Annotated in this window: 16 protein-coding genes; 5 read left to right on the top strand and 11 right to left on the bottom strand. The window is 48.4% G+C overall.

From position 1 onward, the window contains the following. Positions 1-28 precede the first annotated feature (28 nt). The 3 genes from QL234_RS05180 to QL234_RS05170 all read left to right on the top strand — a co-directional run bounded on the left by QL234_RS05180 (position 29) and on the right by QL234_RS05170 (position 5,755). A complete protein-coding gene (locus QL234_RS05180; RefSeq protein ID WP_281556765.1) occupies positions 29-2,467 on the top strand; it encodes an ABC transporter permease in 2,439 nt (812 codons plus the stop codon). 180 nt (positions 2,468-2,647) lie between these two features. Further along, positions 2,648-3,037 carry a DUF2750 domain-containing protein gene (locus tag QL234_RS05175; protein WP_281556764.1) on the top strand — a complete coding sequence of 130 codons (390 nt, stop codon included), beginning with the start codon at positions 2,648-2,650 and terminating at the stop codon, positions 3,035-3,037. Positions 3,038-3,214: 177 nt separating this feature from the next. Then, complete coding sequence (locus tag QL234_RS05170; protein ID WP_281556763.1) at positions 3,215-5,755, top strand: penicillin acylase family protein; 2,541 nt, start codon at positions 3,215-3,217, stop codon at positions 5,753-5,755. A gap of 87 nt (positions 5,756-5,842) precedes the next feature. On the opposite strand, the gene QL234_RS05165 is transcribed toward QL234_RS05170, so the two are convergent. The 7 genes from QL234_RS05165 to QL234_RS05135 all read right to left on the bottom strand — a co-directional run bounded on the left by QL234_RS05165 (position 5,843) and on the right by QL234_RS05135 (position 15,066). After that, entirely contained in the window at positions 5,843-7,498 is a 1,656-nt protein-coding gene (locus QL234_RS05165) for a M28 family metallopeptidase (protein ID WP_281556762.1), read from the bottom strand. A gap of 385 nt (positions 7,499-7,883) precedes the next feature. Then, entirely contained in the window at positions 7,884-8,582 is a 699-nt protein-coding gene (locus QL234_RS05160; RefSeq protein ID WP_281556761.1) for a TorF family putative porin, read from the bottom strand. A 100-nt stretch (positions 8,583-8,682) separates the two neighbouring features. Further along, positions 8,683-9,900 (bottom strand): BCCT family transporter, encoded by a 1,218-nt coding sequence (locus tag QL234_RS05155; protein ID WP_281556760.1) that lies wholly within the window; start codon positions 9,898-9,900, stop codon positions 8,683-8,685. A 268-nt stretch (positions 9,901-10,168) separates the two neighbouring features. Next, on the bottom strand, positions 10,169-11,866 hold the full coding sequence (gene betA / locus QL234_RS05150) for a choline dehydrogenase (protein WP_281556957.1): 1,698 nt from the start codon (positions 11,864-11,866) through the stop codon (positions 10,169-10,171). Between the two features lie 7 nt (positions 11,867-11,873). Continuing rightward, positions 11,874-13,337: a betaine-aldehyde dehydrogenase gene (betB, locus tag QL234_RS05145; RefSeq protein WP_281556759.1), complete on the bottom strand. Its 1,464-nt coding sequence runs from the start codon at positions 13,335-13,337 to the stop codon at positions 11,874-11,876. Further along, positions 13,337-13,918, bottom strand: coding sequence for a transcriptional regulator BetI (gene betI / locus QL234_RS05140; protein ID WP_281556956.1), 582 nt, complete (start codon positions 13,916-13,918; stop codon positions 13,337-13,339). The genes betB and betI overlap by 1 nt, the downstream gene beginning before the upstream one ends. 236 nt (positions 13,919-14,154) lie before the next feature. Next, positions 14,155-15,066: a LysR family transcriptional regulator ArgP gene (locus tag QL234_RS05135; protein WP_281556758.1), complete on the bottom strand. Its 912-nt coding sequence runs from the start codon at positions 15,064-15,066 to the stop codon at positions 14,155-14,157. A 194-nt stretch (positions 15,067-15,260) separates the two neighbouring features. On the opposite strand from QL234_RS05135, the gene QL234_RS05130 reads away from it, so the two are divergent. Then, entirely contained in the window at positions 15,261-15,884 is a 624-nt protein-coding gene (locus QL234_RS05130; protein WP_281556757.1) for a LysE/ArgO family amino acid transporter, read from the top strand. A gap of 67 nt (positions 15,885-15,951) precedes the next feature. Here QL234_RS05130 and QL234_RS05125 read toward each other — a convergent pair whose 3' ends face one another. The 3 genes from QL234_RS05125 to prsT form a co-directional block, all read right to left on the bottom strand. Continuing rightward, complete coding sequence (locus QL234_RS05125) at positions 15,952-18,390, bottom strand: DUF748 domain-containing protein (RefSeq protein WP_281556756.1); 2,439 nt, start codon at positions 18,388-18,390, stop codon at positions 15,952-15,954. Positions 18,391-18,609: 219 nt separating this feature from the next. Next, positions 18,610-18,774, bottom strand: coding sequence for a hypothetical protein (locus QL234_RS05120; protein WP_160298215.1), 165 nt, complete (start codon positions 18,772-18,774; stop codon positions 18,610-18,612). Between the two features lie 189 nt (positions 18,775-18,963). Continuing rightward, on the bottom strand, positions 18,964-21,810 hold the full coding sequence (gene prsT, locus QL234_RS05115) for an XrtA/PEP-CTERM system TPR-repeat protein PrsT (protein ID WP_281556755.1): 2,847 nt from the start codon (positions 21,808-21,810) through the stop codon (positions 18,964-18,966). A 361-nt stretch (positions 21,811-22,171) separates the two neighbouring features. Between prsT and QL234_RS05110 the strand changes: the two genes are divergently transcribed. Beyond that, the gene (locus QL234_RS05110) at positions 22,172-23,035 is read left to right on the top strand and encodes a PEP-CTERM sorting domain-containing protein (RefSeq protein ID WP_281556754.1); all 864 of its coding nucleotides are present in this window, start codon (positions 22,172-22,174) and stop codon (positions 23,033-23,035) included. A 248-nt stretch (positions 23,036-23,283) separates the two neighbouring features. Here QL234_RS05110 and QL234_RS05105 read toward each other — a convergent pair whose 3' ends face one another. Continuing rightward, positions 23,284-24,606: an aspartate aminotransferase family protein gene (locus QL234_RS05105; protein WP_281556753.1), complete on the bottom strand. Its 1,323-nt coding sequence runs from the start codon at positions 24,604-24,606 to the stop codon at positions 23,284-23,286. Positions 24,607-24,852 lie beyond the last annotated feature (246 nt).

Genomic DNA, 24,852 nt, shown 5'->3' with positions numbered 1-24,852 from the left:
GCAAACAAGTCTTTCAGAGGAAAAGCTATTGAATAACTTCCGTCAGGCAAGCCAGCTACTGATACATCAATTTCCCTACCTGGTAAAACAGGCCTGGGGCAGTTTACAAAGCAAGCCCGCCTTTGTATCGGGTATTATCACTACCTTAGGGCTCACCTTAGGCGCACTGTTAACGGTCTTAACCCTGGCTTATGTCATGCTCCTCAAACCCCTGCCCTACCCGCAGCAGGAACAGCTCTATACCCTGGAGCATCAGCTTATCGATAAAGACGGTAAGGTTGACGGCCGGGCCTTTACCTACCCTAACCTGATGCATTTTTACCGCACGCAGCAGGCCTTTAGCCTGGCGGCGCTTATTTATTATGATGCCGATGTGCTGATCTCCAGCCCAAAGCACCCGACCCTGTCACAAGCCTATGTCACACCCGAATGGTTCAACTTGCTCGATGCCAGGATGGCACTTGGCCGGGGCTTTGAACAAACAGAAGCCGTGAATCAATACCACCCGGTAGCCGTGCTGAGCTATGACACCTGGCAAAAGGAGTTTTCTCTATCTCCCGATATTCTCGAGCAAAAAGTGACTTTTTCCGGCACCAGCTACCGCATTATCGGGGTATTAAGCCAAGATTTTCAGGAGCCGGAATTGCTAGATACCGGCATGAAAAGCCAGGTCTTTCTTCCCTGGGATTTTAATTCCATCAGTGAAGCCGAACGAAAGAAATGGGGCAATGACGACGACCTGCTAAACGTGCTGGCGAAATTACCCGCCGGCAAAAATCCCGAACAGGTAGGTCAGGCCCTGACCGGCCTGATTAATAATAACTGGCAGGAAAATGTCGCCGGATATGCCTTTTTTAACGGCTGGGGCATCAAGATCAAACTGCACTCACTGAAAACTGTGATCCTGGGCGGCAGCGAGCAAAGCATTTATTTATTGCTGGCGGGGCTTATCGCGCTGGTCCTTATCGCCATCACTAACATCACCAATTTATTCATTTCCCGCACCGCCGAGCAGCAGCATAACCTGGCCATTCACGCCGCCATCGGCGCTTCAAAAAGCCAGCTATTTGCCGTTTTATTGATACAAACCGGTCTGTTAATGCTGATGGCCATGGTGCTCGCCCTTGTGGTCGCGACATTCGGCTTCGCCCTTTTACAGCAGACGCTTAATCACGTTTTCCCCCGGGTAGATGAACTGGCAATCAATGCCTTCACCCTGGGCTCGGCCCTGCTGCTGAGTATCGGCCTGGCCTTGTTCTTTGCCCGGGTCAGTGCGCACATGCTCAATTACCGGCAATTAAATACCTGTTTGCACACCAGCGGCAAAGGCAACGGCGTACAGGTACCCGGAAAAATACGCAACGCCTTGATTATTATCCAGATCACTATAGTGACCAGCCTAGTGCTGGCATGCCTGGTATTATTTAAAAAATCTCTGGATACCATTAACCAGGACGGCGGCTTTGACACCGACAATATCACCTTTATGGTACTGGCACTGCCCTCCACCGATAAAGAAGCAGAGCGGGCAAACCAACTACAGGCAGTACGCCGCCAGCTCCTGGCCTTACCCCAGGTCGAGGCCGTCAGCCAGGCCCTTGCCCCCATGGCCTTTACCACCCGGGCATTAACCGCCAACATCAGCAATGAACGCTATTCCGTCAAGGCAAAAGACATAGACCATAAATACTTTAGCCTGATCAATCAGCCCTTGATCGAAGGCAATGATTTCAGCCCCGCCGACATTAAAGACGACAATGACGTCATCATAGTTAATGATGTCTTCGCCAGACAATTAGCCCCGGGAGCCAGTGCCCTGGGATTAACCTTAAACGGCAACGCCATCATCGGGGTCGTCAAGGGCATCAGACTACCGGGGAAAAACAACATCCCGCCGCGCTTTTATTATCCAACGTCGCAAGGGAGAAATATGATGCTGATAAAACACCTGCCGGGCCAGGCGTTAACACGGGAACAACTGGTGTCGGTACTCGGCCAGGTCAATAGCCGATTTAAACTCTTTAGCCTGAGCACCTTAAATGAACGGCGCCAGTCCCGGCTCTTTAGCCAATACACCACGGCCGTCACCTCGGGGGCATTATCCCTGCTCACCTTGCTGTTAGCCGCTATAGGACTCTATGGCATTATCAGTTTCGGCACACAAATGCGCCGCCTTGAAATCGGCACCCGCTTAGCCGTAGGTGCTAAACGAAGAAATATTATTTGGCTGATCTTCAAAGACAATGCTGTTTCAGTCATATTGGGGATACTAACCGGTCTCATCGGCTTATTGCTCTTAGTGCTCGCTTTTAGCGAGTCTTTAACCCCTTATATCAATTGGCAGTTATTACCATTATTGGTAGCAACTTTCGGGTTAATTACTGTGATTTCCTGCTGCGCCTGTTATTTACCCTTGCGCCGCTATCTCAACCAGGCCGTGGCTCTGTCTTTAAAAACAAGCCCGTAAACCTTGAGCAAATAAAATAACCGGCCTTTTAGCATTGCTTAAAGGCCGGGGACAGCTGCAAACTCACAGTACAAACATCCGGGGTAAATCCGGACATGACAAAACCATGACAAAGTAACGGCTTAAGGCTAAAATGCCCCTTTGCTTTATGCCAAGCCATCCCTATTTCGGAGAATCACCATGTCTACCCCCTTAACCGAGCAAGAAATGAACGCCATAGAGCAATATGATGAGCAGCAGCGCTTTAACTATTTACTCAAGCAGGCAATCGCCAACCGGGAACTTTGGATCCTCACCGATGAACATGGCTGTGTAATGTTAAACTCTGAAGAGGAAGACTGTGTTCCCGTCTGGCCCAATCAGGAATTTGCCCAAAGCTGGGCTACCAATGAATGGCAAGATTGTCAGGCACAAGCCATCACCCTGGACAAATGGCTCAGCCACTGGAGTCCGGGACTGGAAGAAGATGAACTGGCGATAGTGGTGTTTCCCAACCAAGCAGAAGAAGGCCTGGTGATTTATCCCTATGAACTGGAATCGGAATTAAAACACAGGCTCAAGAAAAAGTAACTCCCCCGGCTCTCCCTTGTCTCACCTTAATAAACAGTATCTGACAAGGTTAAACATTTTTTAACCTTGTCTTACCTTCTCCTACACAGTTTTCTATTACATCACTTTCAAAGTGAAGGTATAGTCCTAGTCTATAAAGTTAACTTTTTCTTTTAAAATAAAAAACAAGGATATGTTGTGGATACTACCAATAAAGCCCTATTGGCAATGTCATTTGCCCTGCTGCTCGGCGGCTGTGGCGGTGATGATAATACCGATTCAGAAAAACCCTTAATCGCCTTTGCCCCTGACGGAGAACTCAGCGCCGAAATCCGCTGGACAGATTATGGTGTGCCCCATATTAGTGCCGATAACCTGCAAAGCTTGGGCTATGGCTCGGGGTTTGCCTATGCCCGGGACAATATCTGCATTTTAGCCGATCAGATCATCAAAGTACGCAGCGAAAGGGCCAAATACTTTGGTCCGGACGAGGTTGAAAATTCCGGCGACTCCGCCCACCTGATTTCAGACTTTAGCTACCTGGCACTGAAAGTAATGGCCTCGGCAAACGAACATTACCCCGCTTTAAGTGAAAATTCCCGGGCCCTGCTTGAAGGTTATACCTCAGGTTATAACCGCTACCTGGAAGAAACCGGCGTAGATAACCTGGATCCCGCCTGCGCCCGGCAAAGCTGGGTTAAGCCTATTACCCCACAAGAATTAACCGCCTATATTTTTGCTACTTCACAACTGGCCAGCGGCGAGGAATTTATGGAGCTGGCTTTTTTTGCCAGTCCAAATGACGGCGATAGTTTCCAGCCCTATATCGCTGATAATAAAAACCTCGCCAAAGCACAGCACAGGACTAAAAATAGCACCAGCTTCATTACTGCTTTGCGGCAAAACATCCGTCATCAGGCCAACAACTTTACCCCGCCAAACCAGCAGCATAACAATCTCGGCTCCAACGGCTGGGGCCTGGGCAAAGATTACACCGAAAACGGCCGGGGCTTAGTACTGGCTAATCCGCATTTTCCCTATACCGGTCATTTAAGGTTCTGGCAATCGCATCTCACCATCCCCGGGGTACTGGATGTGATGGGCGCTAGTCTGCAGGGGCTGCCGGGGGTCATCAATATCGGCTTTAACCAGCATATCGCCTGGACTCACACCGTCTCTAAATCGAGGCGATTTGTCCTGTACCAGTTAAGCCTGAGCGGGGACAACCCGCTGCAATACCAGTTTGATGAAGAAAACCGGGAGATCAGCAAACAAACTTTCCAGATAGAAGTAAAAAGCGGCGAAGAGACCATCACCCTGGCCAAGGACTATTACTATAGTCACCACGGTTTAATGGTCGAGACCCCGCCGGAAATGAATTTATTGCCCTGGTCCGAGTCCAGCGCCTTCACCTTAAGAGATGCCGCCGAAGAAAATACCGATTTAATCGATCACTGGCTGGCCATCAATTTAGCCGGCAATTTAGCCCAGTTTCAACAGGCCTACCAAGACTATGACGGTATTCCCTGGGTCAATACCATGTACGCCGACGATACCGGCAACGCCTTTTATATCGACAAAACCCGGGTATTGAATTTAGGCGATGACGCCCTGGCCCTGATGCGCACCGATCCGCAACTGGTCGCCACCCGGGATGCCCTCGATTTTGATATTTTACCCGGCAATACCAGCCTGTTTGAACCCGAGGGGTTAAACAGCTACCAACAGGCGCCGAAATTATTACGCGCCGATTATGTGCAAAACTCCAACGACAGTTACTGGGCCAGCAACTTAAACGAGCCCATGTCCGGATATTCCATTCTTTACGGCGATGATCTTGTACCGCTGTCGTTAAGAACCCGCATGGGCTTAACCTTATTAAGCGACAGCGCCGGAGAAGACGGTTTGTTTAGCGCCGACGAAGTCGAAAGCGCCCTGCTCAGCAACCGGGGCTATTTGGCAGAGCAGGTATTAAGTGATTTAAGAAACCAGTGTCAGGCCCAAGGCAGCGAACCTGTCACCCTGGACAATGGCCTGGAAGTTAATATCGAAGCGGCCTGTAATGCCTTATCGAACTTCAGTGGCGTGATGGCGCAGGACAGCCAGTCCGGTCATATTTTTAAAGAGTTTGCCTTTAAATTTGACCAGGAGCAGCATTTTAGCCAGCCATTTGATGTCAGCGACCCTTTAAACACCCCTAATACCCTGGCAAGCGATCCCAGTGTATTACAGGCTTTTGCCGCAGCAGTGGCCAATATAAACCAATCCGGCCTGGACTATAATGCCACCCTGGGCAGTATACAGTTTAGTGAAAAAACCATCATTGACAGTGAAGGGGCTCACGCCAGCGGCCTGCGTTTCCCCTGGGCCGGCAGTACCCATTCTGAAGGGGGCTTTAATGTATTTTCTCCGCTCGAGGGTAATGACACCCTCTACCCGGTTCATCAATATCCCCGGGTACTGGATGTAGAAACCGGGCAAACGGCGGAGTCAGGATTAAGCGAACAGGGCTATCATATCAACTACGGCTCCAGCTGGATGTTTGTGGTCAGTTTTACCGACTCGGGCCCTACTGCCCGCGGCCTGTTGACCTTGTCACAATCCTCCGACAGCGAGTCGCTCCATATGGACGATCAAACCCGTTATTATTCCGACTTTACCGCGCTGCGGCCGCTGCTCTTTACCCGCCAGGAGGTACTCAATAACACCATAGAAAGACGGGAGTTAACTTCAAACTAGCTATAAAAAACCCGGTACGTCTGTTATTCATATACTGAAAAGATCCGTACCGGGTGCAGCCAGACTTTATTTCAACGGCTCAAAGCACTAACGGCCATCAAGCGCCCGGCGCTTCTTAAAATCAGAGTCCGCCAGCCACTTCGGCCAGTGATCGCTATTGGCCAGTTTTAAGGCGATGGCTTGCAATAATGCCATATCCTGCTCCACTCCGCCCAAGGACCAATCAGGTGAATAATCATCGGCTTCTTTATGGTATTTATGACTGATGTAATCCGGGTCGGTATCCCCCAAACTCATAAAGAGCAAACCAGGTACTCCTTCTTTGGCCAGGGAGAAATGATCCGAGCGGAAAAACAAACCGTTTTGTGGTCTGGGATCCATTTTCACCTTGCGCCCCTGCGCCTTGGCCGCCTCGCTCAGATAGTGCTCCATCTCAGACATGCCTTGCCCGTATTGCAGGATATAATCAACACTGTCTGACGGGTTCATGCCATCAATATTGAGCACAGCGACCAGTTGTTCACTCGGGTAGAGGCCGCCTGCGGCAAATAACTCAGAGCCGATCAAACCGGTTTCTTCGGCGGTAAAATTAACAAACAGCAAGGAGCGTTTAAACGGAGAGACTTTTGAACGCGCCATTAAGGTACGCGCCAGTTCCAAAGTGGCCGCGGTGCCGGAGGCATTATCCACTGCACCGTTATGAATTTTAGGGCCATTTGGTGTTTGCTTGATACCCAGGTGATCCCAGTGAGCGCTGATCACTATATATTCATCCGCCAGCTCAGTGCCGGGTAAAAGCGCCACGACATTATCCGAGGCCGCCTGCTCGATTTTACTGTTTAAGGTTAAATTGGCCTTTAGCGCTAAGGGGACAGGTTTGAAACCGCGCACTTTTGCTTTGGCTTTTAAGGCCCGGTAATCCATGCCGGCCCCGGCAAATAACTGCTCGGTCGCCGCCAGTTGCAGCCAGCCCATGACAGGTAACATTTCGCTGTTATTATTATCATCCACCAGGGTAAATTTACTGCCTGTATTCGAGTTTTCCACGACCCCCCAGGGGTAGCCGGCGGCATCGGTTTCATGAACGATAAACACGGCACTGGCCCCCTGACGGGCGGCTTCTTCATATTTATAGGTCCAGCGGCCGTAATAGGTCATGGCATTGCCGGTAAAGAGGCTGTCATCCTGAGTGGCAAAACCGGGATCATTGACCAACATCACCACAGTTTTGCCTTTGACATCAACACCGGCATAGTCATTCCACTGGTATTCGGGGGCATTGATGCCGTAACCGACAAACACCAGCTCCGAGTCCTTTAAATTTATCCGGGGTTTGATCTGCTTGGTGCGGGCAGTAAAGTCTTTACCTGCGGAAAATTGCAAATCCCCCAGCTGCAAGACCATATCCTGGCTCGGCGTCAGTTTTGCCATCGGCACCTGTTGCAAATAACTCTCCCCTGCCCCCGGTGCCAGGCCAGCCTGCTGATAAGCCTTTGCCAGATAACTGGTGGTTAAGGTTTCCCCCTCAGATAGCGGGCCGCGACCGCCAAATTCATCAGACGCCAATATTTTTATGTCCCGGTGGACATTGCCCAGGTTAAAGGCAGCATCACCGCTTTGATAGGGATTTTCCGTGTCAGCGGCCGTGGCAGCCGGTGTATCGGTACGAGAATTATCACCGCAGCCCGCTAATGCCAGAGCGCATGCGGAAAATGCCGTGAACAGGTAAGCATATTTCTTCATAAAGGATTCATTGTTTTTATTAAAGTTTCCGGCTTATCTTACAAGAAAAGCACGCAAATGCAGTAACTAATCAACTAAAAACAATGGCAGGTGTAACATGGAAGGAGCTCATCATCAGGGTAAATTGTCATTCCTCTTCGTCCGTGAAGCCATGACATACATTACATCCTGTAAATTGTCATTCCTCTTCGTCCATGAAGCCATGACATACATTACATCCTGTAAATTGTCATTCCTCTTCATCCATGAAGCCATGACATACATTACATCCTGTAAATAAAAATCCAGCGAATAATCGCTGGATTTTTATCTTATAACGGGCTGTTTTACGCTTTGGCCCGTTATCGCTTAATCGCGTTATTTATAAAACTATTTATAAACCTATTTATAAACCAAAGGTACGTGATACAGAAAACACTACCCGGCTATCGGCTGTGTCGATATCCATATTGGTGTCTTCCAGCGCCAGGTTAAAGTCAAAACCTTTATAGCTGGTCAGGTATTCCAGACGGTAGTGGTTGTAGCCGTTTTTGCCGTCCCAGGACCATTTGTTGTCATCATCAGATAAAGAGCGATCGAAGCTGATGCGGATATCATGACCTTCGGCTACAGTGAAAGTGTGACCAACCATAGCGATATAGTGATCTACATCCAGTCCGAAGTAATCCCAGCTGTACCAGAAGTTCATTTCTGTTTGACCTAAGTCAGAGGCATAGCCGAACTTGGCATAGGCTTCAGGATAGTTGTAGTCATCCGAGTGAGAAGCACCGTGGTAAGTGTAATAGGCAATACCAGCATCAAGAGAGAATTTTTCATCTAACTGGTAGTATTTACCGACATAAAAATCCCATTCGGTATCGGTATCCTCACCAAAATCAACATTTGACGCCCAGGTACCGGCATAAAAACCATTTTCGCGGCTGTAGTCCAGACTCGCTTGTAATGCCGGATCATTGTCTGTCTGGCTAACACCGTTAAAGGTGTAGTCAGAAGCAAGGTTTACCGTAGCAGACCAATCAGCATTGGCTGCGCCGGATACGGCCATCAAGCCGGCAGTTGTTAGTGCTAACAAACTTTTTTTCATCGTGTTCTCGTTATTTCTTAGTGATTAATTTTTATTGGTGAATTTTATTATTATTCTGATTGGCGAAACCTGATGTCATCAGGTTTAGCCCAAGACCGGCTTAATTTGCCAGTTCGATCTTGTTGAAGTCTATCTTGTTTTCTTTTGGTGAAGCGGCGATACCACTGACCACGGAAAACTTCTTCCACAGGATATAACCGAAACAGGCAAAGAATAAGCCGATAACCACGGCGCCCACCCACTGGATTTGCAGGAAGTCCAGTTTAAACAGCAGGGTCAGCACACATAAGGCGGCAAAGTTGCCGATAAAGTATTTCACTTTGCCGAAACGGGCAACTGTCAGGTTGAGGTTATCGGTATACAGGCGGATCAGGGAATCAAGCGAGTTGATCACAAAAGTGATCCCCACAATCACCATCGCCAGGTTGTAGAAACCTGCGGTTTCCAAACCGTTGGCACTGTAGTAATAAAGCACGCTAAACCAGATGGCAATCGGAATAGACGGAAATACCAACATAGCCACCAGTACCTGGTAGGTACGCAGGCCGCCAACAAAACGCGAGGTAAACTGGCCGATCATGATACTCCATGCAAACCACCAGTAAAGGTAGAATTCATGGTAGTCGTTCAGCGGTAAGACAAACTGATGGATATTGCCAAAGTAATCCCCCAACAAGGCGACGGTATTGGCAAACTCGCCGACGGAAGAGGTTTCCGATAAAAACGCACCGCCCCACATCAGGGCAATCAGGCCCAGGAATAACCAGGTGGTCGCCAGGCTGAGAATACGGACATAACGTAAGCTGGTGCTGGAATAAACCGCAAAGGCAATGGCCAGGAACACTATCAGGTAGAAAGTACCGACTATGGTTTCACCGTCGCCGACTTCCGGCATATACCAGGGTAAGTTGCTCAGCAGCAGGTAAGCGGTAAAGGCACAGGTGCCGATAATGACGATATTGTTGATGAACTTCACCACAGGAATCTCAAAGAATTTTACCCGGGGTTCAATGACACAAAAATAGAAACAGGTCAGGAAATAAAAACCCCAGATCAGGAAGGCCCAGAAGCCGAATTCAATCGCCAGCGGGTTGGTAAAACCGTATTCAGGGCTGGTAGCCAAATCGGCATAACCGGCAAATTCGGTGAGCGGGAACATGATCAACCCGACATCCAAGCCTGAGGTAAATAAAATGGCGATAAAGGTAAAAGTACGTACAGGCGTTACGCCGATACAGCGTAAATTGCCCCAACGCATTAAGATCACTGCAATAGCGGCAAAGGTAAATAATATCCCCGCGGATAACCAGGCTGTCATTTTCCACTCCCCGGTTTACTTACTCTTGAGATAAAAACTTTGTTACTCATGTCTACTCCGTATTAAATTAAATCACTGGTAGAACTATTCTTACGCCCGTTAATACGCGTTTACCCGCCTCAACGATGTCAGACCTTATATATCGCATGATAAAACTCACCTTTGGGTTTCCCCTTCATGCTATATGTAAACCCTGAAAACAGCTCCGGTTATATCAAATACCCCGATGGCGATCTTGTCAAACCATCACCGGGGCAAAGTGAATTTTTTACTCTTGCGTTTTGATTACTCTGGCCGCTTTACCCTGTCTCTGCTGTTGTTGCCAGTTAGTGTCCATCACCACCTGGGCATTGGCCGCTGGCAGCAAATCACGCTGTAAAATCATATCGGCGGCGCGCTCTGCCACCATAATGGTCGGGGCATTTAAATTGCCGTTAGGGATCGTCGGGAAAATAGACGAGTCCACTACTCTTAAGCCCTTAATGCCATGTACCCTAGTTTGTGGGTCCACCACGGCAAGCGCATCCGTGCCCATTTTACACGAACACGACGGATGATAGGCACTTTCGACGAAATTACGCACAAATTCATCGATTTCTTCGTCGCTTTGCACTGCCACACCCGGCTGGATTTCTTCACCGCGGAACGCATCCAGCGCCGGCTGGTTGATGATCTCCCGGGTCAGTTTCACGCAATCGCGGAAGCCTTCGCGGTCATCTTCATGCTGCAGGTAATTAAAACGAATATCCGGATGCGCCTTAGCATCGCTGGAGACCACCTTAACCGCGCCGCGGCTTTTCGGCTTGTTATGACCGATATGCACCTGGAAACCATGGCCGGCAAATGCTTCTTTGCCGTCATAACGCATCGCCGCCGGCAGGAAGTGATATTGCAAATCCGGCCATTCGACACCCGCCTTGGAGCGGATAAAACCGCAAGACTCGAAATGGTTGGTCGCCCCCAGGCCTTTTTTGGTCAAGATCCAGCGCACGCCGATTTTAAGTTTGCTCCACCAGTCGAGCTCACCGTTTAATGAAATCGGCTGCTTGCACTTAAACTGGAAATAGAACTCTAAATGATCCTGCAGGTTTTCACCGACACCGGGCAGGTCATGCAAGGTTTCGATACCAGCTTTTTCCAGCACTTCTTTTGACCCTATCCCGGAAAGCTGAAGGATATGGGGTGAGCCGATAGGACCGGCGGATAATACCACCTCTTTCCTGGCGTTAACTTCAATCAACTGACCTTTGCGCTCATAGCGTATGCCGGTTGCGGTTTTGCCTTCAAGCAAGACCTTATGTACCAAGGCATGGGTGACCACGGTTAAGTTACTGCGAGACATGGCCGGGCGCAGGTAAGCATTGGCGGTGGAATGACGCACACCATCTTTGATGGTCATGTGCATGGGGCCGAAACCTTCCTGCTGGGCGCCGTTAAAATCTTTGGTATCCATATAACCGGCATCAACACCGGCATTGATAAAGGCTTTGTACAGGGGGTTGGCCATTTCATTGCCGTTATTCACCCCTAACGGCCCGCTGTCGCCGCGATAATCATCGCCGCCGAAGGCCCAGCTTTCTGCTTTTTTGAAATATGGCAGGCAATGCTGGTAATCCCAGCCGGTGGCGCCTGCCTGTTGCCACTCGTCAAAATCACGGGCGTGGCCGCGCACATACACCATGCCGTTAATGGAAGACGAGCCGCCCAACACCTTGCCGCGCGGGCAATGCATACGACGGTTATTTAAATAAGGCTCAGGCTGGGTTTCAAACTGCCAGGCGTACTTTTTGGTATTCATGGGAATCGATAACGCCGTTGGCATCTGGATAAAAATACTTTTATCGCTGCCACCGGTTTCCAGCAACAATACCTTGTTGTTGCTGTCTTCACTGAGACGGTTTGCCAGCACACAACCTGCCGAGCCTGCGCCGACAATAATGTAATCGAAATCTTCTTGCTTACTGATATTCACGTTAAAAAGGACTCTCTAAAGGCGTTAAACCGACATATACCGCTTTAAGCTGGGTATATTGGTCAAGGGTTGCCAGGCCGTTTTCCCGGCCTAAACCCGACTGTTTGTAACCACCCACCGGCATTTCTGCAGGTGATGCGCCATAGTTGTTGATCCAGCAGATCCCCGCCTGCAATTGATGGATCACCCTGTGCGCGCGGCTGATGTCCCGGGTAAAGACACCTGCTGCTAAGCCTAATTGGGTGTTATTGGCGCGCTTAATGACTTCATCTTCATCGTCAAAGCACAGCACCGACATCACAGGACCGAAAATTTCTTCACGGCAAATGGTCATGTCATCATGACAATCGGTAAAAATGGTCGGGGCGACAAAATAACCGTTCGGGCTATTTTCAGGGCTAAGCGCCTTACCGCCACAAGCTAAGGTTGCCCCTTCCTTAATACCGATATTGATATAATCGAGTACCTTTTGCTGATGCCCTTTATTGATCAAGGCGCCGAAGTTGGTTTCCGCCATCATAGGGTCACCGGCAATGATATTTTCCCGGGTACGTTTGAGTAATTTTTCCATAAAGGCCGGGTATATGGCTTTTTGCACAAACACCCGGGTGCCGTTGGTGCAGATTTCCCCCTGGGTATAAAAGTTACCCAGCATGGCCGCGGATACGGCATTATCGACATCGGCATCGTCAAAAATCACCAAAGGGGATTTACCGCCTAATTCCATGGTGACTTCTTTTAAATTACCGGCGGCAGCGGCCATCACTTTTTTACCGGTACCGACTTCACCGGTGAAAGAAACTTTGGCGATGTCTTCGTGATGGGACAACCATGCACCTACCTTGCCATCGCCAAGCACAACATTAAACACACCGTCGGGCAAACCCGCCTCGGCAAAGATCTCCGCCAGTTTCAGCGCCCCTAACGGCGTTTCTTCCGAAGGTTTGAAAATCATCACATTACCGCAGGCAAGTGCCGGTGCCGATTTCCAGCAGGCGATTTGCAGCGGATAGTTCCAGGCACCGATACCGGCACAAATGCCTAACGGCTCTTTACGGGTATAATAAAAATCATCGCCTACCTGCTGCTGGTTGCCTTCCAGCCCGGGCACTAACCCGGCAAAAAATTCAATCGAATCTGCACCTGAGAGTACATCAACAACACTTGCTTCCTGCCAGGGCTTACCGGTATCACCTACTTCAATCGCCGCCAGTTCGTCATTAGACTCACGTAATAATGCCACCGCTTTTAATAAAATCCGGCTGCGCTCCATCGGCGTTTTCGCCGACCACACCGCAAAACCTTCGCGGGCACTGTTAATTGCCGCCTGCTGTATTTTTTCATCGGCAACTTCAACATGATAAATCGCTTCCCCGGTGGCGGGGTTGGTCACAGCAAAGGTTTCACCGCTGGAATTGGCCTGATATTGGCCATGAATAAAATTTTGATACGTCGGTAGCGACATTAATTGTCTCCGTGCTGCTGTAATAGGTTTTCAATGAAACATTTGCATAAATGCTCCGACTGGGAGAATGCTTCGGTCGGCTCTGGACTCAAAGCGCTGCGCAACCAAAAACCATCGATCATCGCCGCCGTCTGTTTTGCGGCTATGGTGGCTTGCTCTTTTGGCAGCAGCTGGGCAAAGGAATAACGTAGATTGCTGTACAAGCGGGCGCTGTTGATGTGCTGCAGCCGGGCCAATGCCGGATCGTGCATCGCCCGGGCCCAAAAACAAAGCCAGGTTTGATAAACAGATGCGGTGCGTTGCAGTTGGGTAAAGTTGGCTTCAACAATTTTAAATAAACGCTCGGTGGCGGTTAAGTTTTTATTGCGCGTGCCTTCGAGCAGGGCCTGCTTTAACTGCTCAAGCAAATGTTTAATGGTGGCTTCAATCAGGCCCTGCTTACCGCCAAAATAGTGGCTGATAATGCCGGAAGACATACCTGCTAACTTACTGATGGTGATGATAGTGCTGTTTTGCAAACCATGAAGGGCAACGGACTCTAAAGTAGCATTTATCAGCTCGAGTCTGCGTTGTGATTGAATTTCGATATCAGGCCTTAGTTATTAATTGAACGTTCAATTAACGCCATAATAACCATTTGAGTTCGAATTATCAAGTCATCGTAAAATGGCTCCTTTTTTAGCCGGGATAAAAAAAGCCGCAGAATATGCCAGATAAAGCGGCAAACTCTCGGCTATTTCCGTTTTTTTCAGCGGGTAAAGGAAAAATAAATTAATTACAAGACAAACTAAGTTCGCCCCTGTCCGGTGTTAATCATTTAGACTTCAACAGATTTTTCATTGAGCATTTCTCTACCCCGTGTTTGGATCACATCCGCCAGTTGCCGGTATATGCCGCCGGCCAAACCCCAGGTATGCCAGTAAAGGGTTTCAATATGAGCCTTATCCGGCAGCAGGTTAACCAGGTCGCCACTGGCCAACTCCTGTTTAATTTGCAATTCGGGGATCAGGCAATAAGCAGCGCCCTGGCGGGCCAGTTCGACAAAGGCCTCCGAAGAGGGTACGGTATGGCGGGGATAGCTGTTGGCACTCAGCTCAAAGTGTTGTTCAATAAACCGGGTATGCATATTGTCTTTGGCATCAAATGAGACCCCGGGGGCAAATTGCAAACTAGCGGCATTGATACCGTCAGCAAAGTACCTTTGCTTAAATGCCGGACTTGCCACCAGCAGATATTTCACCTTGCCCAATTCAAATGCCTGATAACCGGGTAATATCCGGGCATTCGAACTGATAGCCGCACAGGCCTCTCCCGACTGCAGTTTTTCCGTGGTCCGAGTTTCATCCAGGATCAGTAAGTTCAGGGCAATCGAGCGCGATTGCAACAAGGAAGCAATTGCACTGATGAACCAGGTCGCCAGGCTGTCGGCATTTACCGCCACCGAAATATTCACCAGCTGCTCGCTTTCATCCAGCAGCAAGTCATCATTAAGCACGCTTTCCAACTGCTGTACCTGGCGATAATGACGCAATAGCTTCTGCCCGGTGGCGGTAGCAATAATAGGTTGCCCGCGGATAATCACCGGCTGGGCCACATATTCTTCCAATGCTTTAATACGTTGTGATACCGCAGATTGTGAAATATGCAGCTTGAGTGCCGCCCCTTCAAAACTTTGCTCCTGCATCACGGTATGCAGGGCATAAAGCAATTTATAATCAAACCTCGCCACACTTTCCCCTTAATAACTTCAGGTAACTTAACCAAACTCATCATAAGTTTTACTAATGATACATTAAAATCATTAATTTTATTTATGCCTTAATGTTTATTACACTCGCTACTGAAAAACAGGGAGGATGGGGAAATAAAAAGGGAGATTAATCCCCAAAGAAAAACACCAGCATATAAACAGGACACATCAAGATGACGATATTACCTTTTATCCAGGGGCTTGGCCTGGGTGCCAGCATGATAATTCCCATTGGCGCGCAAAATTCTTTTATTATCAACCAGGGGATTAAACGTAACCATCACCTGGTCGCCGCCACCATCTGCATTATCTGCGATATCAGCTTGTTTATGCTCGGTGTCTTTGGCGGCTCAGAGCTGATAGGCGCCAATGATACTTTATTTACCCTGATCAGCTGGGGCGGCATCTTGTTTTTACTCGGCTACGGAGCTTTATCGTTAAAAGCCGCAATCCAGGCCAGCAGCACGACAAACCAGGCAGGCTCAGATATTCAGTCGTTTAAAGGAGTGATCCTGACCACGCTGGCGGTGACCCTGCTCAACCCCCATGTGTATCTTGATACTGTAGTGATCCTGGGCAGTGTCGGCAGCCAGTTCACCGCGGCTGAGAAACCCTGGTATTTATTGGGGCTGATGTTGGCCTCTATCTTCTGGTTTTATGGCTTATCTGTGTTTGCCGCCAGGTTTTCCCCGATATTGGGCAGGAAAAAAGTCAAACAAGGCATAGATATCGCCATTGCTATTATTATGTGGCTGATTGCCTGGTCACTGTTTAACAACTGGCTGGCCTCAGCCTAGTGCGAGAGCTATCCCGTTAAGGCTTTCACTGCCGGTAGCCAGCATCAGTGAAAGCCCTGTCCCGAAATCAGGTGGCGAAGGTGATCCTCGGCTGTGCTTCTGCCGATAAATCCACTTGCGGATTGCACAACAATAAGCGGCTGGAGTCTATTTGCTCCTGCTCCACCATATAACTTTTAAAGTGATTTAGGCGTTTTAATGACAGGTCATTTAACGATTTAATCTCAACCTCGGTCAGCTCTTGTGTGCCCACGGGCAAGCCGATGTCCTGTGCGGTGGCGACGGCGCACAATGTGACCTGGGTATCAGGCTTGTCCTTCATCAGGGCGGAAAACTCATTTAAAAAGGCGATATTGTCCTGGGCAAACTCACTGACGCCGGGAGATAACAGCAAGTCGTTAAAGCGGACTTTTAACAGATACTCCCCGGCAGACAGGGTAATGGACACCACATTGGCATAAGGCACAAAAGTGGTCATCAGGTACTCTTTGGTCGCCGACATCACCGCCTGTTTGGTCAATAGGGTTAAAAAGCCGGAAAAACCAAAAGATGGGTCGCTGATATTGCCGGATAAGGGGATATCCAGCTCAACATTGCCGTCGCTGTCTTTAAGCATACCCAGAGCGACATTAAATGGGATGGCGGTTCGGTCTTTTAAACTGTCTACCTGGTGATCGTCGGCCGAGGTCAGCTCTACCCCGCGTAGCAGGATATCGGTATGGCCGTCGATTTCCTCACCGGTTAAGTTCAGCTCCAGCGCCAAGTCCAGTTGGCCGCTTTGTAATTCATGCTGCAGGGCATCTTTAATATATGCAGAAATTCCCGGCAGGCTGATTTCTTTAAAACCGCCGCTGACGGCATAAACCGGCTCGGCTAAAAAGGGCTTGGCATAACCGGATAAATCAAACTTGGCATATTCATTACTTTTACCCTTTAAGGCAAAGGCCGTTTTTGTTTCTGGCTGCTGATTATTCACCGGGCCGGCACTTAAGGTACTGATGATAAAATCCCGTTTATATACCGGGGTGACGCTGTGGTCGCTAAAACGGATATGGCTGTCTTCTTGCAGGGCAAATTCATTGAGCACCAGGGAAAACTGTTGTTCCGGCGCCGTAGTGTCTTTGCTTGTTTCAGTATTTTCCTGTACTTGCCCGCCCTGCACCGGGATATCCTGATTTGCCTGCTCGCTGCCAAGCTGCACCAGGTTTTCCACTTGCTTGTCTTTATCAAGGGAAACATCCAAATCAAAATTGCCCAAACTCACCTTGTTGATGCTGACGCCAAGAGCTGAAGCCTTGATGTCCTGCACCGCAAAAGAACTGATCCTGGCAATCGGTGGCAGCTCATTGTCGGTAACATCCGAAAAACTTGCCCCGGTCAACAAGACTTCATCAAGTTTCACTTCTGGCTTGTTGTCTGTGATAGAGAGTAAAATATTAGCCAGCTTCAGACTTTCAAAGGCCATCAGCTGCGCCTGCTCTTGCTGGTGATAAAGCTTGGCATCCGTGAATATCACCCCGGCATCGCCGTTAAGCAAGGTTAGCGGGTTCTCACTATCGTCTAAAGCCAATTGCAGGCTCAGCGCTTTCGTTTCCAGCGTTTTTTCCAGCAAGGTGGCATGGGTTTGTGCCTGCTCAAGATGCAGCTCGGCAATATCCAGGGCCATGTCTTTAAAATCAAGTTGCAGCCGGTTTTCTTTATTGCTGAGCAATTGCAGTTTTGTGCGGTAACTCAACAAGCCCGAATGCAGGGAAAACTCCTCAGGTATAAATGCCGCCAGCCGGGTTAAATCAAAACCTTCAAGTCCGATATCTGCGCTTATTTTGGCAAGAGTCTCTGCACGGGTGGCATCCGATTGCTTAGCAATGCTTGCATCCACTGCCAGGGCAAAAGGTGCCTGATCCAGCGTACTGGTAAGGGAGGCAGAAAAGTCCTGCCGACTGGCTGTGGCTTCAACATCAGAGATAACCAAACTGTCTATGGCAAACTCATGCTGTCCCTGGGGCAAATTAAATACCAGGGAGGAGTTATTAAGCTTAAGTGCAGGCAGTACAAGGGTATAAGGGAAATCCTGTGTTGGTTCCTGCCCTTGTTCAACATTTTCGGCCGGCTTTTCACTTGCCTGGGGTAAGGTAAATCCGGCTACTTCAAGCTTATTTTCACTTTGCTTGATATCGATAAACAAGCCGTCGAGGTTAAATTCATTGATATGAATGCGGTCAAACAAGAGCTGATACAGGCGAATGCGAACCACTAAACTGTCCAGGCGAAATAGCGCTTTCTCCCGGTTAGCCTCCTGATACAGGCTTAATGCATTAATGCTCAGCTTAGACAGAAACGGATTGTAGCGTATGCTGCTTTTCTCCGATAACACCAGCTTGTGCGGTGCCAGTATATCGGCAATAACATACCGGCTGATCATCGGCGATAACAACCAAATCAGGCAATATACCGTCAAGAAGAGTAAAAGAATAATTTTTGTTATTTTTATTGCCAGCACACGCATGATGAAAACCCTGATCCGTTTTTCTAAATAAATAAAGTCGGCATGAACCGAATATTGTACTAAGAAAAATACAAAAATTAACCGGTGTTCAAGGAATATTTAACATTAATTAGAAAATCAACGGCATTTCTAATTCACAGGGAGGATAAAAAGCTTTACCCGGGAGGCTCCCGAAAAAGAGCCGGAGGAAATTAACAATAAAACCTGCAGGATAAAAGGTTATGAAGTATAGATCAGGGTTTCACCCTGGCGAAGAGAGTCTTTTACTACAATTTTTTTCATGATGTTCAGCAACTTACCGTCATCAGCACTATCAAGTAACGGCATGGATTGTACGGTGAAGTTTTTTTCACTTTGACGGGTTAACTGCTGCTCAGTATTCATGGTGCTGCCTTATTTATCAAGAAGATTTCATTCGATAACCGATGAAATCATAACCGCTTGAGTGCATCATAGCGAAAATCGCCCGGGAAAAAGTTGATCTGGCGCAAGAAAACCCCTCATTTTAGCAAGTGGCGGGAACTTCTTTGCTAAGAAAAGGCCACGCAGGACTATCCCCGTGACCTGTTAATATTAAGGCTGCAAGCTTTTCAAAAGTGCTTCCGCCTCTTTTTTACCGGCATAGGCTTGTCCATTGGCAAGCACATCTTGCAGATATTTGACCGCTTCATCGCTGCGCCCCATTTTACTCAAGGTATAGGCCAGGTGGTACAGCACTTCCATATTATCAACATCAAGCGCCAGCGCCTGGCGATACAATGGCAGCGCCTGTTGATAATTGCCCCGCAAGGTTTCAACCCAGGCCTTGGTGTCAATAATGGCAACATTATCCGGCAAGCGGGCATAGGCAGCCTCGGCATATTCAGCTGCTTTATCAAAACGCTCCAATACCAAATAAATGGCGGCGGCATTATTAAAGAGTACCGGTGCATTCGGGAAGCGTTTGATCAAAGATTCATAAAAGTCTGCGGCTTTTTCCAGCTCCCCCAGGGCCTTATAACTGTCCGCCAGGGCAACAGCGCTGAGCAGGTCGTCCGGATAGCTGTTGATCCTTGCTTCTAATAAATTGACCGCTTGCTGGTGCTGCTCTTTTGCCTGGTATACCCGGTACAATCCCAGGGTCGCCTGTTGTGACGGTTTTATTTTCAATGCAGCCTGATAGGCTGAAACCGCCCGGGCATATTGATTATTGAGACGATAAGTATCTCCTTTTAATACTGTGGTCAACTGGCGTCCCGGCAGCACTTTTTCCAACTGGACAATAGTGCGCATGGCATTATCGAAGTCTTGGCGGGTATTATAGATATCAATCAGTTGCAAATAGGCTTGGCTGAAGCGCTCGTCCCTGACAAGGGCTTTTTCCAATGAAGTGATGGCATTATCATCCTCGCCAAACAACAGTTGGGTTTTCGCCAGGGCCAGTAAGGCACCGGCTTTTTCTTCACTGTGTTTCACCGCCAGTTGGTGGGCCTGCAGTGCCTTATCGTTTTGCTTGTCTTTTAAATAAAGATCTGCGGCGATTAACAGGATTTCGCCATCTTTATTGAACCGGTCCAGGTAGTCTTCCACCAGTGTCAGGGCCTGTGGGATATCATTAAGCTTGCTGTGGTAGTTAACCAACTGGATCAAGGCTTTGTTGTTACCCCTGTCCTGGGCATAAGCCTTTTCAAACCAGGTTAAGGCATTTGCCGGCTCGTTAAGGCGTAAATAATTTTGCCCCAGCTCCAGCATTAGCGAGGTGTTGGGAGCATTTTGCTCTATGTACTGCTGAAGCCGTTTATTTGACTGCTTAATATTGCCCGAGAGCATCTCCATACGGGCAAGGTGCAGCACCGCCTGGTAATTACCGGCGTCAAAGGTTAACGCCTGTTCAAAGGCTAAGCGGGCCTTTTCATGCTCGCCGCCGAGGCCGAGCAAGCTGCCTTTTAACTGATATAAAAAGCTGTCTTGTCCGCGCAGGGCTATGACCTTTTCCACCGAGGTGAGCGCCATGTCTATCTGGTTATTATCCTGGTAGGCCCGGGTGAATAACAAATATAAATCGCCCTTGTCGGTTTGCTCGTTTGCCAGTTCTTCCGCCTGTTGCAGAGACGCAATCGCCTTATCTGTCTGTCCCGTGCTCAGATATAATCTGGCGATATCTAGCCGTACACCGCTTTCCCGAGGCAAGGCCCGAATAACATCAAGAAAATACTTCTCCGCTTTTTCCGGTGCCTCAGTTGCCATATAGGCGCGGCCAAGCAAACTCCAGGTTTCGATATCATCCGGGTTAATTAACCGTGCCTTAACCAGGTAACTTTTGGCGGCAAAAGGTTCATTTAACCTGAACTCGGTTTTGGCTAACAGCTTTAACGCCCGGGTGTCTTCTTTATTGATATCAAAATATTTACGCAGGGCATCCTGGGCCTGCAAATACTCCCCCTGCCCGAAGCTTATCACCCCGGCCAGATAATAATAAACCGGATTTTCCTGCATCACTTCATCCGGCACCCCGGTTAATACCGTCTTAAGGTGCTTGATGGTGGCTTCGGATTCGGCCTCATTGCCTAAGGCAATATTGGTGATGGCTTTAAGGTAGTTCGCCCGGGGTTCGTTAGGGATCTGGTTGAGTATCACAGTCACATCAAGCAACGCCGCCTGATACTGGCCTTTATCAATAAACAAACCGGCACGCATCAATAACGCAGGAAAATTCTCCCGGTTAAGGGCAATAATTTCATTCACTTTTATCAGAGCAGCTTCTTTGTTGCCCTGCATTTGTTCAATATTCGCCAACATTAGCAGGCCATTGCTATTGGTGGGATCTTTTGCCAATGCCTGCTCGGTATAAGTGCGCGCCTGCTTAAGGTTTTCACGTAACAAGGCAACCTGCGCCCGCCCTAAGATTGCCAGCACATTATTCGCGTTATAAGTCAATGACTGGCGGAAAATCTGCTCTGCCCTGACATATTTTTTTTGTGCAACAAACGCCCGCCCCTTAAGCATGGTAATTTGGCTTTTTAACCGGGCATTACTGCCGGGGGGGAAATTGCTGGCCACCACCTGCTCATATTTTTTTTGCAGCAGCTGGGCTTCAAGCAGCAAAGGTAAAATGCGCTTTTCATCAGCGCCATTTTTAAGGGCATAGGTTAATTCGATTTCGGCCCCCGCACCGTCCCCCTGGGCAATTAATACCTCTGCCATCAGTATCTTCGACGGCAGATGAGTGGGATTGTTTTTTAACGAGTTTTTTAAAAAAAGGACTGCCGCCTTTAAGTCCGATTGGGCAAAACTGCGCAAGGCATCTTCATAGGCCTGATTCGCTTCCTGAAAAGTAAACGCCAACACTTTGCTACTGGCAAAGCAGCCGAGGATAAGTGTTAGAAATATAGGATGAATTCTTTTTAACTGGCGTTTAGCCATAGGTGAAAGTTCTTGCATCAATAAAGACAACATGAAAAAGCGACAAGTTAGCACTATGGTAAAATATTTTACCGGTTAAGTGAAATAACTTATCCCGGTTGACACCTGGCTGTTGAAACCAATTTGTGATCTTACCGTTATTTACCTGTCTATTTCTTTTACAAATCAATGATACTTTTTACTTAGTTTATACAAAAATCCGGCTAAAACCCGGTAAAGATTTAAGTTTCCAATTTTGGTCTATTTTTTGTATAATTCAGCCTAAGTGCATGCTTTTTTGACAACGGCTCATTTTAACCCAAGTTCAAGCGCAAATTTTCATGCATTGATGACCATAAGTACGTCAATGAAGGGCGTAGCAGTTTAGTAGGGGTGGACAATGAAAAAAATAACCAAGTGGATAACGGCATTATCCATTACATTTAGCAGTGTTGTCGCGGTTGCCGCCGATATTCCGGCAACCAGCATCATGGATAATTATGTCGGCGCCGGTTACGGCAATGACGTCTATGGGGAAGAATCCCAGTTTGATATTGACCAAATGGTCGTCAGCCGTACCGGCACCACCATGAGTGTTGGTATTTATACCGCCTTTTCAGGCAACGATAATTATCAGATGGGCGATCTTTTTATGTCGGCAGACCCTTCAGATCCCAATGCCAATCCCTGGAACCCGGCGCCAAACGACAGGTACTCCGACAGCAACACCAGCAATACCGGCACCGACTGGAATTATGCCTATACCATTTATGATTACAAAAAGAACAGGAATAAGCACTGGACAGACCGTGATGAGACCCAAGGTTATGGCCGGTTAGTATCAGGTTTTGATCAAAATGATCTGACCACCTCCAGCGAAAAACATAACAGTGCCAGACACGATCAAACCGTCTCCCTCAATAGCGCCACCAGATCCGGCGGTAATGCTTACGATAACATCCATAGTGGCTGGAGTTATTGGAATACCACAGAAAATGTCTACAGCATGAACGGCATCAGCTATAACCTGATCAGTTTCGAATTTGATGTTGCCGGCACCGCACTGGCCACCGCCAATCAAATCGCCTTCCGCTGGGCCATGTCATGCGCCAACGATATTATTGAAGGTTTAGTATCCATCAACGGCGATACCCCGGTTGATGTACCTGAGCCGGAAACTCTGTTACTGCTGCTATTAGGCCTGGGCGGTATTCTTGCCCGCCGCAAAGTCACAACGAAAAAATTGCAGCCGGCTGCTTTATAAACGTCCGATAAACAGCTGACCAATACCTGCCCTTCTTTTATTTCAGGGAGATATCTAACGATATCTCCCTGAATTTTATCCGCACCAATAAATACTCAGACCTGCCCGCAGCACAAACCTGCTCACAGCAACTTTGCTGTTAAGCATGAACAATAAAAGGCTAATAACAAGCCGGTAAAAAATGGCAATAACCGCAGAAAAAAAGACGGCACGCAGACTGCGTACCGTCGGATGTGAATTAACGGGGATTAGTCGTTCAGGGCTTTTTCCATGGCCTTATTCGCCACGTCTTCCAACCAGTTTAAATCCATGTCTTTGTGGGCTTCACAAATAAACCAGGGTTCACGTGAGTCAGGCTCTAACATCACACCGTTGGCAATCAGGTTAAAGGCAAACTTGGTGTAAAGCTCACTGTCGGTTTTTTTCCAGTCACGGTAATTTTGCGGCACTTCATTGCCAAAATGTACGCCAAACATAGAATCCGGCCCGGCAAACCTGTGTTCAATGCCAAACTTGTCAAATACGCGGGACAATACCTGCTGGATATCGGCGCCGACTTTATTGATGGTTTCCAGGGCATCGGTTTCACTTAATACCGTTAAGGTTGCCTTGGCGGCGCTTAAAGCGATCATATTGGCGGTGTAGGTACCGCCGTGAGTTACGCCGTCTTTATCAAAGCTGATCTTGTCCATCACATCGCTACGTCCGCCAAAAGCCGCTACCGGGTAACCGTTACCCATGGCCTTGGCATAGGTAGTCAAGTCGGCCTTGATGCCGTAAAGCTCCTGTACCCCGCCTTTGGCAACGCGGAAACCGGTTTTCACTTCATCCATGATCAGCATGGCGCCGTGTTGGTCACAAATATCACGCAGCTTTTGCATATATTCCTGGGTCGCGGCGATGCTGCCGCAATTCCCCATGATAGGCTCAATAACAATCGCGGCAATATCATCGCCAAGACGGGCAAACACATCATCGATGGCAGCAAAGTCGTTTAGCGGCACACTTTCCTGGTGCTCACGGGTACTTTCGGGAATACCGGCGCCAAAAGGAATGATCTCCGGCTTGTCCTCAATGGCACTGTCCCAGTTATCAACATCGGATTTCCACATCATTTCATCATATAAACCGTGGAAACCACCTTCAACCACTACTACTTTATTGCGGCCGGTAAAACCACGGGCGGTACGCACCGCGCCGATAACCGCTTCGGTACCGGAATTGGCAAAGCGCATTTTTTCAATATTCGGGCACAGGCTTTTGATCAGGCTGACAACATCGCTGTCGAGATCGGTGGAAAATCCAGAAATAGTGCCGCGTTCGGTAATGGTACGGATCACTTGCTCATCAACACGATTGTCCCGGTAGCCGAGAATAATAGGGCCATAGGCCAGGCGAAAATCGACAAAAACCTGATCATCGCTATCGGTGATCTGACAGCCCTTCATGCTTTTAACAAAAACGGTATTGTCTTCACCCCAATAACGGTAACTGTCGGCAACCCCCAAAGGCATATGGGTGTGAGCCTGCTCCAACAAAGTAGTACTTGTTGGCTTTTTGGTATTGGTCATGATGAGTTCCTTAGTCTGCCTGGCGTTATACAATAGGCCAGCGCGAGCACATTTAACTGAGTAAGTACATCTGCTGCCGGCTTTGCCGACAGCGGGAAATTTAAGGGCAGGATAATACAGGAGTCGGCTCACTTTTTCCATGCGGGGCGGGTTCTAAAAACGGCAAAAGCACAAAATTATTGCTTTGTTACAAATAATTCTTGTTCCTGTTTCCTTTTACGGTAAAAGCAAAATCCTCCGCCGGTA

The sequence above is a fragment of the Thalassomonas sp. RHCl1 genome (genome assembly GCF_947387555.1).
In the GTDB taxonomy this organism is placed as follows: Bacteria; Pseudomonadota; Gammaproteobacteria; order Enterobacterales; family Alteromonadaceae; genus Thalassomonas.
This window is presented reverse-complemented; position numbering and strand designations above follow the sequence as displayed.